Annotated in this window: 17 protein-coding genes, 1 pseudogene and 1 riboswitch; of the genes and pseudogenes, 13 read left to right on the forward strand and 5 right to left on the reverse strand. The window is 38.2% G+C overall.

Features of this window, described 5'->3' with window-relative positions; genetic code table 11:
- Window positions 1-34 precede the first annotated feature (34 nt).
- Window positions 35-814, reverse strand: a complete 780-nt coding sequence (locus tag FG382_RS01530) for a carbon-nitrogen family hydrolase (RefSeq protein WP_142537109.1) — start codon at window positions 812-814, stop codon at window positions 35-37.
- 85 nt (window positions 815-899) lie between these two features.
- Between FG382_RS01530 and FG382_RS01535 the strand changes: the two genes are divergently transcribed.
- Entirely contained in the window at window positions 900-2,063 is a 1,164-nt protein-coding gene (locus FG382_RS01535) for a pyridoxal phosphate-dependent aminotransferase (protein ID WP_142537110.1), read from the forward strand.
- A gap of 519 nt (window positions 2,064-2,582) precedes the next feature.
- On the opposite strand, the gene FG382_RS01540 is transcribed toward FG382_RS01535, so the two are convergent.
- Window positions 2,583-3,089 carry a PPC domain-containing DNA-binding protein gene (locus FG382_RS01540; RefSeq protein ID WP_142537111.1) on the reverse strand — a complete coding sequence of 169 codons (507 nt, stop codon included), beginning with the start codon at window positions 3,087-3,089 and terminating at the stop codon, window positions 2,583-2,585.
- A gap of 149 nt (window positions 3,090-3,238) precedes the next feature.
- Window positions 3,239-3,353: riboswitch (SAM riboswitch) on the forward strand.
- A gap of 96 nt (window positions 3,354-3,449) precedes the next feature.
- On the opposite strand from FG382_RS01540, the gene FG382_RS01545 reads away from it, so the two are divergent.
- The 12 genes from FG382_RS01545 to FG382_RS01600 all read left to right on the forward strand — a co-directional run bounded on the left by FG382_RS01545 (window position 3,450) and on the right by FG382_RS01600 (window position 13,575).
- A complete protein-coding gene (locus tag FG382_RS01545; RefSeq protein ID WP_142537112.1) occupies window positions 3,450-4,271 on the forward strand; it encodes a MetQ/NlpA family ABC transporter substrate-binding protein in 822 nt (273 codons plus the stop codon).
- Between the two features lie 57 nt (window positions 4,272-4,328).
- The gene (locus FG382_RS01550; protein WP_142537113.1) at window positions 4,329-5,348 is read left to right on the forward strand and encodes a methionine ABC transporter ATP-binding protein; all 1,020 of its coding nucleotides are present in this window, start codon (window positions 4,329-4,331) and stop codon (window positions 5,346-5,348) included.
- Complete coding sequence (locus FG382_RS01555) at window positions 5,345-6,016, forward strand: methionine ABC transporter permease (RefSeq protein ID WP_142537114.1); 672 nt, start codon at window positions 5,345-5,347, stop codon at window positions 6,014-6,016. The genes FG382_RS01550 and FG382_RS01555 overlap by 4 nt, the downstream gene beginning before the upstream one ends.
- A gap of 14 nt (window positions 6,017-6,030) precedes the next feature.
- The gene (locus FG382_RS01560; RefSeq protein WP_142537115.1) at window positions 6,031-6,807 is read left to right on the forward strand and encodes an enoyl-CoA hydratase/isomerase family protein; all 777 of its coding nucleotides are present in this window, start codon (window positions 6,031-6,033) and stop codon (window positions 6,805-6,807) included.
- Window positions 6,808-6,819: 12 nt separating this feature from the next.
- Window positions 6,820-7,953, forward strand: a complete 1,134-nt coding sequence (locus FG382_RS01565) for an alpha-hydroxy acid oxidase (RefSeq protein WP_142537116.1) — start codon at window positions 6,820-6,822, stop codon at window positions 7,951-7,953.
- A gap of 64 nt (window positions 7,954-8,017) precedes the next feature.
- Window positions 8,018-9,208: a CaiB/BaiF CoA transferase family protein gene (locus FG382_RS01570; RefSeq protein WP_142537117.1), complete on the forward strand. Its 1,191-nt coding sequence runs from the start codon at window positions 8,018-8,020 to the stop codon at window positions 9,206-9,208.
- A gap of 878 nt (window positions 9,209-10,086) precedes the next feature.
- Window positions 10,087-10,653: an SLOG family protein gene (locus FG382_RS01575; protein WP_142537118.1), complete on the forward strand. Its 567-nt coding sequence runs from the start codon at window positions 10,087-10,089 to the stop codon at window positions 10,651-10,653.
- On the forward strand, window positions 10,650-11,096 hold the full coding sequence (locus FG382_RS01580; RefSeq protein WP_142537119.1) for a branched-chain amino acid aminotransferase: 447 nt from the start codon (window positions 10,650-10,652) through the stop codon (window positions 11,094-11,096). The genes FG382_RS01575 and FG382_RS01580 overlap by 4 nt, the downstream gene beginning before the upstream one ends.
- Window positions 11,097-11,190: 94 nt before the next feature.
- The gene (locus FG382_RS01585) at window positions 11,191-11,826 is read left to right on the forward strand and encodes a spore coat protein (RefSeq protein ID WP_142537120.1); all 636 of its coding nucleotides are present in this window, start codon (window positions 11,191-11,193) and stop codon (window positions 11,824-11,826) included.
- Window positions 11,827-11,934: 108 nt separating this feature from the next.
- The gene (locus FG382_RS01590; RefSeq protein ID WP_142537121.1) at window positions 11,935-12,594 is read left to right on the forward strand and encodes an HAD family hydrolase; all 660 of its coding nucleotides are present in this window, start codon (window positions 11,935-11,937) and stop codon (window positions 12,592-12,594) included.
- A 70-nt stretch (window positions 12,595-12,664) separates the two neighbouring features.
- Entirely contained in the window at window positions 12,665-13,291 is a 627-nt protein-coding gene (gene cdaS, locus FG382_RS01595) for a sporulation-specific diadenylate cyclase CdaS (RefSeq protein WP_142537122.1), read from the forward strand.
- A 137-nt stretch (window positions 13,292-13,428) separates the two neighbouring features.
- Window positions 13,429-13,575, forward strand: a complete 147-nt coding sequence (locus FG382_RS01600; protein WP_142537123.1) for a YjcZ family sporulation protein — start codon at window positions 13,429-13,431, stop codon at window positions 13,573-13,575.
- 86 nt (window positions 13,576-13,661) lie between these two features.
- On the opposite strand, the gene hisF is transcribed toward FG382_RS01600, so the two are convergent.
- From hisF to gltD, 3 genes and pseudogenes are all read right to left on the reverse strand, one after another.
- A complete protein-coding gene (gene hisF, locus FG382_RS01605) occupies window positions 13,662-14,438 on the reverse strand; it encodes an imidazole glycerol phosphate synthase subunit HisF (RefSeq protein WP_142537124.1) in 777 nt (258 codons plus the stop codon).
- A 14-nt stretch (window positions 14,439-14,452) separates the two neighbouring features.
- Window positions 14,453-15,049, reverse strand: a pseudogene (gene hisH / locus FG382_RS23140) (imidazole glycerol phosphate synthase subunit HisH).
- Between the two features lie 95 nt (window positions 15,050-15,144).
- Window positions 15,145-16,626, reverse strand: coding sequence for a glutamate synthase small subunit (gene gltD / locus FG382_RS01615; RefSeq protein WP_142537125.1), 1,482 nt, complete (start codon window positions 16,624-16,626; stop codon window positions 15,145-15,147).
- Window positions 16,627-16,639 lie beyond the last annotated feature (13 nt).

A 16,639-nucleotide genomic window follows, 5' to 3' on the forward strand; every position in this document is an offset into this window, starting at 1 on the left:
AGACACTCTTTTCAGAGATTGTCTACAGTTTCATTTATCTATATAGTTCTTCTCTTCTATCCGAAAAGACTGGAATGCGCGCACGTATTTCTTCAATTTCTTCTAGATTTAGATCGAGGATTTCAACGCACTCCTCATTTGCACCATTCCATATAATTTCCCCCCAAGGACTTATGACCATGGAATTTCCACCAAATTCATTATGAGGATCGCTTCCCACACGATTCACCGCTATGATAAAGCTTTGGTTTTCGATTGCCCTTGCTTGCAAAAGTATTTTCCAATGATCGATTCGTTTAGCCGGCCATTGCGCTGGTATAAACATCACCTTAGCACCGTTTAACGAATGCGCTCTTGTCCATTCAGGAAAACGCAAATCATAACAAATGATTCCACCCATTTTGACTCCATCAAGCGTAAATACATTCTTCTCACTACCCGCTTCTAGGTATAGATGTTCATCCATTAATTTAATCAAATGAGCTTTGTCATATTCCCCTACTACTTCACCCAAAGCATTCGTCACATACATAGTGTTATAAAATTTGTCCCCTTTTTTGATCGAAACAGAACCTCCAACAATATGTATATTTAATTCTTTTGAGAGTTGAGATAATAATTTTTTCGTTTCTTCGCCGTTCACATCAGCGATTTCTTCTAGACGAGTTAGATCATAACCCGTATTCCACATTTCAGGTAATACCACTGTGTTTGCCCCTAAAGATGCGGCTTCTCTAATCTTTTCCTCTACCTTGAGAAAATTTTCTTTTGGATCACCAAAAACAATATCTAATTGAACACAAGCAACTTTCATCTCGACACCACCTATAGACATAATACTAAAAAGATTATAAGATTTGTCTAATATATGCAACTATTAAAAAAAAGAGGTTATGTACATGGACTTTTCAAATCGATTAAAAAATCTACCCCCACAATTTTTTGCTACACTTGTTCAAAAGGTAACAATCGCTGTAGCAGAAGGAAGAGATGTCATCAATCTCGGACAAGGAAATCCGGATCAACCAACGCCTGAACATATTGTAAAAGCATTACAAGATGCGGCTGCTAATCCTGGATCTCATCGATATTCCCCTTTTAGAGGTACAAATGATTTTAAACAAGCTGCTGCTGACTTTTATAAACGTGAATACAATGTCGATATTGATCCGAATACAGAAGTAGCCATTATGTTCGGCACAAAAATAGGATTAGTAGAATTACCACTCGCAATAATGAATGAGCAAGAGTTAATGCTTCTTCCAGACCCAGGATATCCAGATTATTTATCAGGTGCGGGACTTGCAAATGTTCGTTTTGATACGATGCCCTTACTTGAGGAAAATGATTATTTGCCAGATTACAGCCAATTAACAGAAGAACAAAAACAAGAGGCTAAACTGATGTATTTAAACTACCCGAATAACCCAACAGGTGCTATAGCAACTAAAGAGTTTTTTGAAGAGACAGTGAAACTGGCAAAAGAGTCGGATATTGCGATCGTTCATGATTTCGCATATGGTGCTGTAGGATTCGACGGTAAAAAACCTTTAAGCTTCATGCAAGTAGAGGGTGCCAAAGAAGTCGGAGTGGAAATGTACACACTGTCCAAAACATACAATATGGCCGGTTGGCGAGTTGGATTTGCAGTAGGAAACGCTAAAATGATTGAAGCGATCAATATCATTCAAGATCATTTATTCGTTAGCCTCTTCCCTGCAGTTCAATCTGCGGCTGCAACAGCACTTAATGAGAGCCAGCAATGTGTAGATGAGTTGGTTTCATTGTATGAAGGTAGAAGAAATGCATTAGTGGAAGCATGTTTAAAAATTGGCTGGGATATAAAAGCACCGAAAGGATCTTTCTTTGCATGGTTACCTGTTGCAAATGGGTATACGAGTGAAGAGTTCGCAGATTTGTTACTTGCTAAAGCAGATGTAGCTGTTGCTGCTGGTAATGGGTTCGGCACATTTGGCGAAGGTTATGTACGCGTGGGCTTGTTAATCGATGAAGAAAGATTAGTAGAAGCTGTGGAACGTATTGCTAAACTAGAGTTATTTTAAAAAATGAGGCTGTCTCGAAGGTATTACTTTTGAGACAGCCTATTTGTTAGTTAGGAGACTATACCAAATGGGAGCTTGGATTAGATGCTGGCGATTTAGCGCTTTTGTAATTAGTTTCAGAGAGGAGTTTCGCACGTTCTCAGGTGTTACTTTGCATGCGCAACGTTCGAGTTCATATACGTAACATTTTAGACCATTTGCGCAACGTTTCCTTTCAAACGCGCAACATTATTGACCGTTTGCGCAACGTTCTAGAATGGGAGTAACAATCATCGACGTCTCTACTTCTAGTAAACTAACTGTTCTGGAATTAGTTGCTTTCAAAGGCAAATTAGTTCTCAAGCTAATTTGGTTGCTTTTAGACTAGAACTGAGTGCTTTCAGCGATTGGTTCGTTGCCCTTTGCCATTAACTGGATTCAAGTCATCATATAACTAAATAAGATTTCTTTTTTAGCGACTTTTCAATCAAAAGTAAAAAGGGTTCCTCCAAAAAATCATCTTGGAATCACCCCATTTGCTCACTTCTCTATTCTTTTTGGTTCCATCGCATCTTTTTCTACTGGATAAAATTGATTGGCCCCTGTTTCTGTATCAAACTTTCGTTGAAATTCCATCCCCGTCACTTCTGCAAGAACAAGATCCACTGTTATAACTGGGTTTTCCCCCTTGATAAAATGGCCTCCAAAAATATTCCCTTTTTGGTCACACATCGTCCCGTGAAAATGAGTCTCGTATTCTCCTTCTCTCTTACAAATCACTCCCGTCCCTTGCAAAAATTCGATTGGTCCTTCCTTTACTACAAGGTCATTATATCCAACGCCAATTATCGAGGCTTCATTCGGTACCAAATACACAAACCCACTTTTTTGAAAGCTACCAAAACAGCTGATAATCGTTGCATATTCTATCTTATTTTCCGCACATAATTGTTCGATTCCTTCTAGCAGATCCGTTCCATATACTAATCTCGCACCAATTGTTTTGCCGAGTTGACCAGTTGCATAATTTACTCTAACTGCTGACATTTTTTCATCATCCTTGTATATTTATTTATTGATAATTACTTTAAACTATTTGAACAGAATATTTCAATTAGAAAAAATAAGTTGACTTTAGTAAATTGATATAGTAAATTAATTCTCATGGAACTGATGAAAAATTAAATAGCTTACATCTCTTATCAAGAGTAGCTGAGGGACTGGCCCGATGAAGCTCGGCAACCATCTACATACTAGTTATGTTGAAAGGTGCTAAATCCTGCAAAACAAATGTGTTTTGGAAGATAAGAGAGGACAAATATGTATTTTTATGTGCCTCTCTTTCTTTTGAAAGAGAGGCTTTTATATTTATTCAACATTCCTAATAATTATTAGGAGGAAGCAAGAATGAAAAAATTTGGATTACTAGTATCAAGCGTGCTATTAACTGGAGCACTTGCTGCATGTAGCAATGACTCTAATAGTGAAGATAAAGCGTTAGACGAAAACAAGCTAGTTATAGGTGTTACTGCTGGACCGCATGAACAAATCGTAGAAGTGGCTAAAGAGGTAGCAGCCAAAGATGGGCTAGAAATCGTGATCAAACCATTCTCTGATTACATCCTTCCAAACACAGCTTTAGCTGAAGGTGACTTAGATGCAAACAGCTACCAACACGAACCATTCTTAAACACATTCAATGAAGATCATGGCACAGACCTGGTACCAGTTGGAAAAACGATACTAAACCCAATGGGCGTGTATTCTAATAAATACAAGTCAATGGATGAACTTCCAGATGGCGCAACTTTCGGCTTACCGAATGATCCAACCAATGGAGCACGTGCATTGTTTATCTTAGAAGAAAATGGACTTATCAAAATTAAAGAAGATAAAAGAGAAACTGCTTCTATTTATGACATTGAGGAAAATCCAAAAAACTTAAAATTTATTGAGTTAGAAGCTGCTCAAATTCCAAAACAATTGAGTGAAGTAGACGCTGCAGCGATCAACACAAACTTTGCCCTTTCTGCTGGTATTAATCCAAAAGAAGATTCTATTTTACTAGAGTCATCGAACTCACCTTATGTAAACTACATTGTTGTTCGTGCAGAAAATAAAGAAGACCCAACGATTCAAAAATTTGTGAAGGCTTATCAATCAGAAGAAGTAAAACAATTCATCGAAGAAGAATTTCAAGGATCTGTATTACCTAGCTGGGATGAGTAAAGAATTTGAGAACGTTACCGTCTTCGGTAACGTTTTCTTTAGAAAGGAAGACATAGAATGATTGTTTTAGAAAATATTTCAAAAGAATTCAATAGTAAAAACGGCAAAGTAAAGGCAGTAAACAATGTTAATATCCATGTAAAAAAAGGAGAAATTCATGGCGTTATTGGATATAGTGGTGCTGGTAAAAGTACACTCATTCGCTGTGTGAATTTACTTGAAAGACCAACAGAAGGCAAGGTTTATATTAATGGAGTAGAAACCACTTCCCTCCCCCTTCCCAAATTACGTGAAGCTCGCAATAAAATAGGCATGATCTTCCAAGGATTCAACCTACTAAAAACAGCTACAGTTTATGATAATATTGCGATACCTCTTAAACTTCTTGGTTATAACAAAGCAGAAGTTCAAAATAGAGCAGAAAAATATTTAGAGATTGTTGGATTATCAGATAAACAAAAAAGTTATCCAAATCAGTTATCTGGTGGTCAAAAGCAACGTGTCGCTATTGCAAGAGCACTTGCCCAAGAGCCAGAAATTCTATTAAGTGATGAAGCAACTAGCGCACTGGACCCGGAAACAACCGACTCTATTTTAGATCTTCTATTAAAAATAAATAAAGATCTAGGAATAACAATTTTGCTTATCACCCATGAAATGAACGTCATCCAAAAAATTTGTGATCATGTATATGTAATGGAAAATGGCCATGTCGTAGAACAAAATAATGCAATTCAATTATTTACAAAACCTACGCATCCGACCACGAAAAAGTTTTTAAGTACGATTAGTCAGCGCAATCTATCCCCTACTTTAATTTCGCAGTTACATGTGACGGGAGCGGTAACTCGGTTAACATTCGTTGGTGAAAGCACTGGGCAGCCATTACTGGCAGAAGTAAGTCAAAGATTTAATGTTAAACCAAATATACTAACTGCCAATATTATCGAATTGAAAAATGGCATTGTTGGAAACATTGTCATTCATTTAATAGGAGAAAAAGACCAAGTAAACGCTGCATTACAGTTTTTAGAAGAAAGCGGCGTGGGTGTTGAGAACTTGGAGGGACAATCATGAGCAGACTAGACACATTTATCAACCAATGGCTTCCGATCATCGGAAAATCGGTCATTGAAACATTTCAAATGGTTGGAATTTCTTTGTTTTTCTCCGTACTTATCGGAATACCGCTAGGAATTTTAATCGTATTAACTAGACCAGGACAAGCTTTGGCAAATAAGTTTTTATATCAAACAAGCAACCTATTGATCAATATACTTCGTTCAATTCCATTTATCATTTTACTATTTTTTATTCTACCGTTTACGAAAATTATCGTTGGTACGACTATTGGGGTAAAAGGCGTAATCGTCCCTCTCGTTATTTATACTGCGCCGTATATTGCACGTTTAATGGAGTCTGCGCTACTCGAAGTGGAAAATGGTGTAATTGAAGCTTATACAGCGATGGGTATTAAAACTAGATCGATAATATGGCATGTATTATTACGCGAAGCACGCCCTTCTATTATTTTAGGTTTAACCATTTCTACTGTTAGTTTAATAGGAGCAACCGCAATGGCTGGTATGGTCGGTGCTGGAGGTCTTGGAGATTTAGCTTATCGTTTCGGACATTTGCGTTATGAAGTCGATGTTATGTATGCAACTGTCTTCATATTAATCATTCTTGTTCAAAGCATTCAATCTATTGGGAATAGACTTGCTGCAAAACTGAAAAAAGATTAGTTGGAGGTTCTTACATGTCGAACAATTTATATGTAGAAAAGAATGGCGCTATTGCTACTCTAATTTTTAATCGTGCAGAGAAGAAAAATTCATTTTCCCTTGCTATGTTTAAACAGTTAGGAACAATATTAGAGGAATTGCAAATGGATTCCCAAGTTAAAGTACTGATCTTAAAAGGTGTTGACGAAACAGCTTTCTCAGCAGGTGCAGACATTTCGGAGTTTCTAGAAAATCGCTTTTCTGCCAGGAAAGCAAAAGATTATAATGATGCGACGCTCGAATCGATTGAAAAACTGTATCGTTTTACAAAGCCTACGATTGCCCTTATTAAAACTTTGGCAATCGGTGGTGGCTTAGAGCTTGCTAACTCCTGTGATTTTAGATTTGCAACAGCTGGCAGTAAGCTTGGCATTACGGCCGCTAACATCGGCATTATTTATAATTTGACGAGCACCAAACGTTTGGTGAACTTAGTCGGACCTTCAAAAGCAAAGGAATTATTATACACGGCTAAATTGATTCGGGCCGAAGAAGGAAAAGAAATCGGCTTAATCGATTATGTTTATGAAATGGATGAAATTGAAGAAAAGTGTTTAGAATTTGCGGGACAAATTATTCGTAAATCCTCTGTTGCAAACAACGGCATTAAACAAGTTATCCAATCGATTATTGATGGAGAAAATGCAGAAACAAAGGAAATTGAGCAACTTATTTTGGATTCATTTAGTTCAGAGGATTATAAAGAAGGCATTGCTGCGTTTTTAGAAAAAAGAAAACCTAATTTTTCATAAGGAGTGGTACGCATGTCAAACTTAGATTTATTGCTTAAAAATATTAGTTCCAATGAAAAATATCCAATAAATTTTGCAGAATTGGAACAAGCGGCTAAAGAGAAATTAGAAGTCGGTCCTTTTGGTTACATACGCTCTTCAGCTGGCGGTGAAGAAACACTTCGAAAAAATACGGAATCATTCGCTAAATATTCTATTGTTCCTAGATTTCTAAACGATGTATCTTCCTTAAATACTGAGATTACATTGTTCGGGCAAATATACCCTCACCCTCTTTTTGTCGCTCCAGTTGGAATGAACAAAATCGCACATGAAGACGGAGAAATAGCAGTAGCAAAAGCAGCGGCGAAGTATAACTTCCCTTATATCCAAAGCACAGTTTCTAGCTATTCAATAGAAGAAGTTGCTGCAGCGACAGAAGGAAGCACCAAATGGTTTCAATTGTATTGGTCCAAAAATAAAGAAATCTCCTATAATATCGTAAAAAGAGCTGAAAAAGCTGGGTACAAAGCGATTGTCGTAACAGTTGATACTGTGATGCTCGGTTGGCGTGAAGAAGACGTGCGCAACCAATTCTCTCCGCTGAAAAAAGGAATCGCAAAAGGGAATTTTATAACAGATCCTGTGTTTATGGCTTCCCTTCCCGATAAAACGGAGGATTCTATTATTAATGGGATCGTAGATTATCTATATCATCCTTCATTAAATTGGGACGCTATTGCCGAACTGAAAGAACAAACTTCTTTACCGATACTGATTAAAGGCATTCTGCATCCAGAAGATGCAAAGCTTGCAATTGAAAAAGGAATCGATGGCATTATCGTATCAAATCACGGGGGACGCCAGTTAGATGGTGTAGTCGCAAGCATTGATGCCCTTCCTGAAATAGTGGAAGCAGTCGATGGTAGAATTCCGGTGTTATTTGATAGTGGTATCCGACGTGGCGCGGATGCATTGAAAGCTCTTGCACTTGGCGCTACTGCTGTATGTATCGGTCGCCCTTTTGTGTGGGGATTAGCTGCTGGTGGTCAAGCAGGCGTAGAACGGGTATTAGAAAGCTTCCTGCAAGAAACTAAAGTCTCCATTTCTTTAAGTGGTGTAAGTCATGTCAATGATCTTCACAAGTTGAAAGTAGTTAAAAGCTGAGGGTTTATCCCGCATTAACGGGCAGTAAGATGAAGTTTCACTTTATTAAAGGTGGTAAGTTTAGATGGAACAGGCATTGAAAGGTATGAAAGTGGTCGACTTATCTCAAGTATTAGCCGGTCCCTATTGCACGATGGTTCTGGGAGATATGGGAGCGGACGTTGTTAAAGTAGAGAAATTCCCACTTGGGGATGACACTCGTACGATGGGTCCATATATAAAGGAAGAAAGTTATATGTATATGATGGTAAACCGCAACAAACGCGGGGTTTGCCTGAATTTAAAAACAGATGAAGGTTTGCAAGTTTTATATAAGTTAATAGAAGAAGCTGATGTTTTTATAGAAAACTATCGTCCAGGCGTTACGAAAAAACTTGGCATCGATTATGATACGCTGAAATCGATCAATCCAGGGCTGATCTATTGTTCCATTTCAGGTTATGGTCAAACAGGTCCATACAAGAATAAAGGCGGATTTGACATTATGGCGCAAGGTTTGTCTGGTCTAATCGATATGACCGGTGAACGTACTGGAAAACCTGTTAAAGTTGGGATTGCCATTCATGATATCGCAGCTGCCCAAACGGCTATTCAATCCATTTTAGCGGCCTATATTCACCGTCTAAAAACTGGGAACGGACAATATATCGATGTTTCACTAGTCGATTCGGGTCTAGCTTGGACAGTGTGGGAAGCGGCTGCCTATTTCGGTAAAGGCGAAGTCCCTCGTAGGAATGGTACAGCACATCGTGTATCTGCTCCATATCAGGGCTATAAAACAAAAGATGGTTTCATCCTTATAGGTGCAGCAAATCAAAAACTATGGGAAAAATTTTGCTTGTCTGTGATTAATAAACCTGAATGGATCAAGGATAAACGATTTTTAACGAATAGTATACGAGCACAGCATGTAGATGAATTGGAAGTTGAGTTGGAGAATGTATTGAAAGATCATGATTCCTCCTACTGGCTGGATCTGTTAGACAAAAATGGTATCCCTTCTGGACCAATTTACTCGTACGATCAAACACTTGCAGATGAGCATATTCTTTCACGAGAAATGATTTTAGAATATGAGCACCCTGTTGCTGGTGCGATGAAGACACTTGGCTTCCCTGCTAAATTCTCAGAGACGCCAGGTCAATTTAAAAGCCCCGCTCCCCTTCTTGGTCAGCACAATAAAGAAGTGTTAACAGAGCTTGGTTATTCGATCGAAGAAATTGATGCTTTCCAAAAGAAGCATGTCCTTTCCTAGATAGTGTGACTAAATTAAAAACGTTTACTCGAATTGAGTAAACGTTTTTTAATTGGTTAAGAAACTGTAGAAGATTTAGATAGGTGGATAGCTTTTTCAAGTAGCATAAGGAACGGCATGTTTTTATTTTAATCGTGTTATAGGGAAACTGTGTGGTAGTCAGTTGTAGGAAGTATTCGCTGGGATTTCCGCTACAGGGCGGACGCTTTCCGCGGGCACGGCTTCCATCTCCTCGGAGCTTTCGTTCCTGCGGGGCTTTCAGCTCGTACTGTTCCCGCCGGAGTCGCCATCCCTTCGCTACAATCCAATATAGTTTATATTTACTCCATAATAAGACACTAAATTTAGTACTATGCTGCATTTTCTATGGGTGAAAACCTTTCATTAGTGGAATAAGATATACTATCTAGCGATTGTTATCCATTATTGGGAACTGCCATTGCTTGAATGGTTTATAGCAACCTTTCCTATAATTTATACTGTACATAAAATGATTCTAAATAAAAAACTGCTGGACAGTTGTAAATAAATTAAATAGCTTTTTTGCATTTAATTATGGATTAGTTAGCAAGTTCTATTGATTGAAGCGTAAGGCGGCGACACCTGCGGGATCAGCGGGACAGGTGAGACCCCGCAGGAGCGTGCGACGAGGAGGCTCACCTTCCGCCCCGCGGTAAGCGTCCGCCTGGAGCGGAAATCAAGTGCCTTTGCCGTATCTCTTTACGACGCTATTATGTGCGTTATTCTATTTTATCGTTCTCATAAGCTTAATTGGGCAGACGATAGGCGCTAGCGCTTTTGTTATGAGCAGAAGTTTTATAAAGGGACCATAAAGTGGTAAGATTAAATGGAGATATCATTAAAAGAAGGTAATATAAATGGTAAAGCGTTTAGTTGTAACGGGTTATAAAGCACATGAATTAGGAATCTTTAATGATTCGCACCCAGGTATTCCAGTTATTAAGCAAGCGATAAAAAACAAATTGATCACTCTTATGGATGAGGGATTGGAATGGGTAATACTAAGTGGACAGCAAGGTGTCGAAACTTGGACGGCCGAAGTCGTGCTCGAATTAAAAGAGGAATTTCCATCCTTAAAGTACGCCATCATCACCCCTTTTTTAGAGCAAGAAAAGAATTGGAATGAGCTGAAACAAGAAAAATATAGAAGCTTATTATTTCAAGCCGATTATGAAACAAGTTTAACGAAAAGACCGTATGAAGCACCTTGGCAATTCATCGAAAAAAATAAATTTTTACTTCGTAATTCAGATGGTATACTTATTGTTTACGATGAAGAAAATGAAGGATCTCCAAAATTTATAAAAAAATTAGCGGAAGCATACATGGAGAAGGAAAATTATACACTTTTTACGATAGATGCTTATGACCTTCAAACGATTGCGGAAGAAATAGCAGAAGAAACGAGGAATGATTTTATATGAGCAATCAACAGGTAGTATGTGAAAGATATGATAAAGAAACAGAAGAACTAGTATCTAAGGATTCGATGGAATTCTTAGCAACTCCCCTTTCCCATTTCAAGGAAAAGAAAAACGAATACGCTTATTTACAAACAGAAAACTTAAATGCTTTAAAAGTAGATGGTCTTGTCTTAGAATACGACGAAGTATTTGAAGTATACACAGCAATGTTTGGACTAGCTGTACAAAAGAAATTGGCATCCAAAATAGCGACATACTTAGACAAACATTATAACAAAGAAAAAATGAACTATAGCATGATGTTCTCAGGAGATGAAGGCTTATGGGAAATTAATCTGCCATTAAATTACATCAATCAATTCAGCGAAAACTTTACGATAGAAGAAGCGTATCAATTTATTCAGTCCTTCATCACATCATTAGTGGAAGCACTCGAACTTTAATATATTTATCCAAGTGATTTTGTATATCAGCCATTCATTTGACCAAACTATAGAGGATGTCCCATCACATTTTCTACAAGGAGGAAATATCTGAATGAATCAAAACTCATTTGGTCAAGGTCAAACACATCAAAATATGCAAACTGGAAATGTACCACCACAAATGAATCATGGCGGTCATGAATTGTTCGATGTGCATGAAGTATTATCGACAGCTCTTTCCGGCTTGAATTTGAAAACAATACTTCGTCCACATGTGCAAGACCAAGAACTACTTAATATTTTAAATCGTCAATATGCATTTGCCTTGGATGAATATAATATTACGGTTGAATGTTTCAAAACAGGTAAAGATCCTTCCCACCCTACTTCTAGCTATAAAATGCAAGGTGGCAATGATTTCATTTATGGGATGAAGCCGTCTCAGCCGAAAAAGCCGATACAAGGACCAAATGAAATTACAGACGAAATGATTTCCGGGTATTTACTTGGTGCTGCAAAAGCTTCTGCGACAGCTAAAACTGCAGCAGCATTAGAAACAACGAATCCTGTTGTAAGACGTGTGCTTGCAGATTCTATTCCTAACTGTATTGAAATGGCATATGAGCTTGCCATTTATCAAAACAAGCATCATTACTACCAAGTTCCGCAGTTAACGCAGCAAGATATGCAAGATATACTTAATTCTTACGCACCTGGTCATCAATCGATGAACAACCAAGTACAATAATAGAGACTCATCCCTATTTGCAGTAGGGATGAGTTTTTATTATCCATTGTTTTCTTTCCATTTACGCTATAATAGATAGCAACTACATACAAAGAAAAGGTGAATGGAATGCGAGTTGCAATTTTTGACTTTGACGGAACACTATATGCAGAAGAAACATTCAAGCTGTTGATGAATCATTTAAAAGAACACCCCCTTTATCAAACAAAATATAAACGCTTTTACAGATCCATCGTCCCCCCTTATATTGCGAATAAAATAAGGCTCTATCCAGATGCCAAAATGAAAGCCCGTTCGATGCAATTATATATAGAAGCTTTTGATGGGATAGCAGAAAAAGAAATGGTCACGTATTTTGATGAGCTAACGACAGCCGTTCAAAAAGATTTCAATCAAACGGTTTTAGCAAGACTCGAAAAGCATCAAGCTGAAAATATACATATATTGCTTGTTTCTGGAGCCTATACGCAGTTTTTGCATCAGGTGACAGCTGGAATTTCTTTCAACCAAATTATAGGCACAGAAATTTTCTATAAAGATAGTAAAGTGGATACAAAAACGTTTATTGACCATGTAAATGGCACACGTAAAACGGAGCATATATTACAAGCATTAGAAGGACAGCCAATTGATTGGGAAAATAGTTACGCATACGGAGACAGCTTTTCGGACCTGCCAGTACTAGAGCTTGTAGGGAATCCTATTGCAGTAAAACCGGAAGAAAAACTTCTGAACGTAGCGAAAGAGCGTGGCTGGGAGATTATCTAAAGTTTAGGAATGAAGCTAATACATAGGGGTAAACTTATACTACCAACTATCATAAACGAGGTAAAGATGCATGAGAAACGGTAATTGCGATTTTTCTCCACTGAAAGAACGATTGATCAAAGAGCTTAAAGAAGTTTCACTTGAAGTTGATATAGGATTACAAACATTAGCGGAAGATAATTTCTGTCTATTAAGTAAATTAGCAACTATTAAAGAACATTTCGAAAAAGCAGAAGCGATGGCGGCTTCCTTCTATTTAAACTGCTATCTGTCTCCGTTTACTGATCGCTATTTAGATATCTCTACTGCCCTTCAACATCTTTCCAACCAAAGGCATGGTGCATTAATCGTGATTGAGCGAGAGGATGCTGTCGATACGATTATTCGTCCTGGTACTCCTATTGGCGCAAAGTTAACGCATTCTTTATTAGAATCCATCTTTTACCCAGGAAATCCTCTCCATGATGGTGCTGTATTAATTCGTAGTAATGAAATTCTTTCTGCTGCAAATGTACTTCCCTTGTCGGGCATATTTGTTGGTGAAAAAAAGCTAGGCACACGTCACCGTGCAGCAATTGGCTTATCGGAAAGGTCTGATGCGCTTGTACTCGTTGTTTCCGAAGAGACAGGAAAGGTTTCCTTTACCCTAAACGGAGAGCTCCATCCGATTATTACAACAAGCTCTGCTATCCTTTAACTTCTGTAATGCTATTAAGTTCAATCGTTTTCGAAATTATTGACGCAGAAGTCCAAAACCATTTTTACTTTTAACATAACATAAGAAGAGGGATGAATTTCTATATTCCTTTATCCTTACGTAGGAGGTGAAAGTATATGGGCTTTGGATATGGTGGTGGCTACGGCGGCTATAGCGGTGGTTATGAAGGTGGCGGCTATGGTGGCGGCTATGGTTCAAGTTTTGTATTGATCGTCGTGTTATTTATTCTTCTAATTATCGTAGGGGCAACTTTTATTTCATAAAAAGCACAACTGTACATTCATGTGAAATACGCACAAAGAGCAGATTTAAAACATCTGCCCTTTGTGCTGTTTTCTTTTATTATGCTTTATTGCATTCGTACATTTATATGCTTTTCTTGTAAATAGGCTTTAATTTCTGAAATCGTATAATCACCGTAATGGATCATTGAAGCTACAAGTGCTGCATCCGCATGACCTTCTGTGAAAACTTCCTCGATATGCTCAATTTTGCCCGCACCTCCAGAAGCGATGATTGGAACATTTACTTTTTCAGAAAGTAATTTAATCAACTCGATGTCATAGCCGTTTTTCATACCATCTTTATGGATGCTTGTACAAATGATTTCTCCAGCACCAAGATCTGTTGCTTGCTGCGCCCACTCTACAACATCCATTCCTGTTTTTTCATGACCGGAATGTGTATATACTTCCCATCTAATAATTTCTTCCTCTTCATTATAGATAGGCATAGCATCTAATCCTAAAACAACACATTGTTTTCCATAAATGTCGGCAGCTTCACGTAGAAGTTCAGGTCTCAAAACGGCTGCAGAGTTTACCCCAACTTTATCTGCACCAGCACGAAGTAAACGCTTAAAGTCATCTAAAGTGCGCACACCCCCTATTACAGAAAAAGGGATATATACTTGCTCAGCGACTTTTTGAATCCACTCCAGCTTAAGCTCTTGGTTTTTAAGGGAAGCGGTTGTATCCAGATATATTAATTCGTCTGCTCCATCTTCTGAATACTTTTTTCCTAGCTCAGCTGGATCTCCAATTATTGTTGGATTACGGAACTGTACATACTTTACTGCCTTATCATTCAATACATCGATTGCTGGAACAATTCTTTTTCTAAGCATATATGTTTAACTCCTCATTTACAGTAGTTGTCTAATAATTGAATGCCATATTTCCCGCTTTTTTCTGGATGGAATTGAACGCCCATTACTTGTTCATTCCCAATTACACTTGCAAAATCTAAACCATAATTAGTAACGCCTAGCACATCCTTTTGTTCGGTAGGATTTGCATAAAAAGAATGTACAAAATAGAAGTCAGTATTCTGTGGAATGTGTTGAAATAAGAAATGATTCTGTACATCCTTCACTTGGTTCCATCCCATATGAGGTACCTTTTCGACCATTTCTTTAAATACTGGAACGCTTCCTTTGATCAGTTAACATTCCACATCTCCCTCTTCACTTGTTTCTAAAAGAAGTTGCATCCCTAAACAAATGCCTAAAAGAGGAATCCCTTGTGCAACTGCCTCTTTCATATAGCTAGTCAAGCCTGATTCATTTAATACGCTCATCGCAACTTTTGCATTTCCAACGCCAGGTAAAATAAGTTTTGTGATTGCTTCATCGTGATCATCCGGTTTTGTAATAAGCTTCGTTTGATAATCTAGACGGTCGATTGCTTTTAAAACACTATGTAAATTCCCTGCTCCATAATCGATTATACCAATCATTGTTTTGCCTCCATTAGTAGTATTCTTCTATTATGCCATCAATCAAACGAAAAAAACAGAAAAACTTTAGTCTGCTAATAGACTAAACCAGTCATTTATAAAATGACTGGTTTTTTACTCACATATGCATCCACTTTTTTGGCCACATCTTGCCCTTCTTTTATAGCCCAAACAATGAGGCTTTGCCCTTTCCTTGCATCTCCGGCAGTAAATATTCCTTCCACATTTGTCGCGTAATCCTTATTAGAAGCAGCAATTTTTTTATTTACAATGTTAACCCCAAATTGGTTGGCTAACGTTAGCTCAGGACCTTCGAAGCCTATAGCGACAAATACAAATTGTGCAGGCCAAATTTTTTCAGAACCAGGAACTTCTCGAAAAAAATGATAGCCATCCTCTCCAAGTATTTTCTCCATTTGAATTGTATGGAGCTCTTTCAGATTCCCTTTCTCATCCGACACCATTTTCGTTGTTTGAATTAAATACTCACGTGGATCTTTGCCGTATTTTGCTTCCGCTTCTTCATAAGCATATTCCAATTTATAAATAGTTGGATCGGTTGGCCACAGGTTATCTTCTCCTCTTGTAGCTGGTAACTGTGGATGCTTACCGAACTGGACAACCGATTTACAATTTTGTCGAATGGCAGTTGCGACACAGTCTGCGCCTGTGTCCCCTCCGCCGATCACAATGACGTCCTTGCCTTTTGTATCGATAAATAGTCCGTCTTTAAAGTTTGAATCTAGCAAGCTTTTGGTTGTGGAAGTTAGGTAGTCCATTGCCAGATGTACGCCGTTTGATGTGCTGCCTTCCAGATGAAGCTCCCTTTGTTTTTGTGCACCGATACATAAAATAATGGCGTCAAATTGTTCTTTTAATTGTTCTGCAGGAATATCCTTACCGATTTCTGTATTTAATACAAAATCGATACCTTCTTGCTTCAATAACTGAATGCGACGTTCCACCACATCTTTTTCGAGCTTCATATTAGGTATACCGTAAGTAAGTAGACCCCCAGCGCGATCCGCACGTTCGAATATAGTGACAGAATGTCCCGCCTGGTTCAGCTCATCGGCACTTGCAAGTCCAGCAGGTCCCGAGCCTACAATAGCAATTTTTTTACCAGTTCGCATAGAAGGAATTCTTGGTACGACCCACCCATTTTCAAATCCTTTATCAATAATCGTCCGTTCAATATTTTTGATAGAAACCGCAGGATCCGAAATAGCCAATGTACAAGATCCTTCACAAGGAGCTGGACAAACCCTGCCGGTAAATTCCGGAAAATTATTCGTCATGGAAAGCCTTTCAAGTGCTTCTTGCCATTTCCCTTTATATACTAAATCATTCCACTCAGGGATTAAGTTATTGATTGGACAGCCAGCCGTTGCCCCTCGAATTTCAATCCCCATATGACAAAAAGGAGTCCCGCAATCCATACATCTTGCACCCTGTGTTTGGAGTGCTTCGTCCGTTAACTTGGAAGCATACTCCCTCCAATTTTTAATACGTTTGAGAGGGGCTACTTCCTTTCCTTTTGCTCGTTCATAGTCCATAAATCCAGTAGGCTTACCCATTTGTTATTCCCCC

The sequence above is a fragment of the Psychrobacillus lasiicapitis genome (genome assembly GCF_006861795.1).
In the GTDB taxonomy this organism is placed as follows: Bacteria; Bacillota; Bacilli; order Bacillales_A; family Planococcaceae; genus Psychrobacillus; species Psychrobacillus lasiicapitis.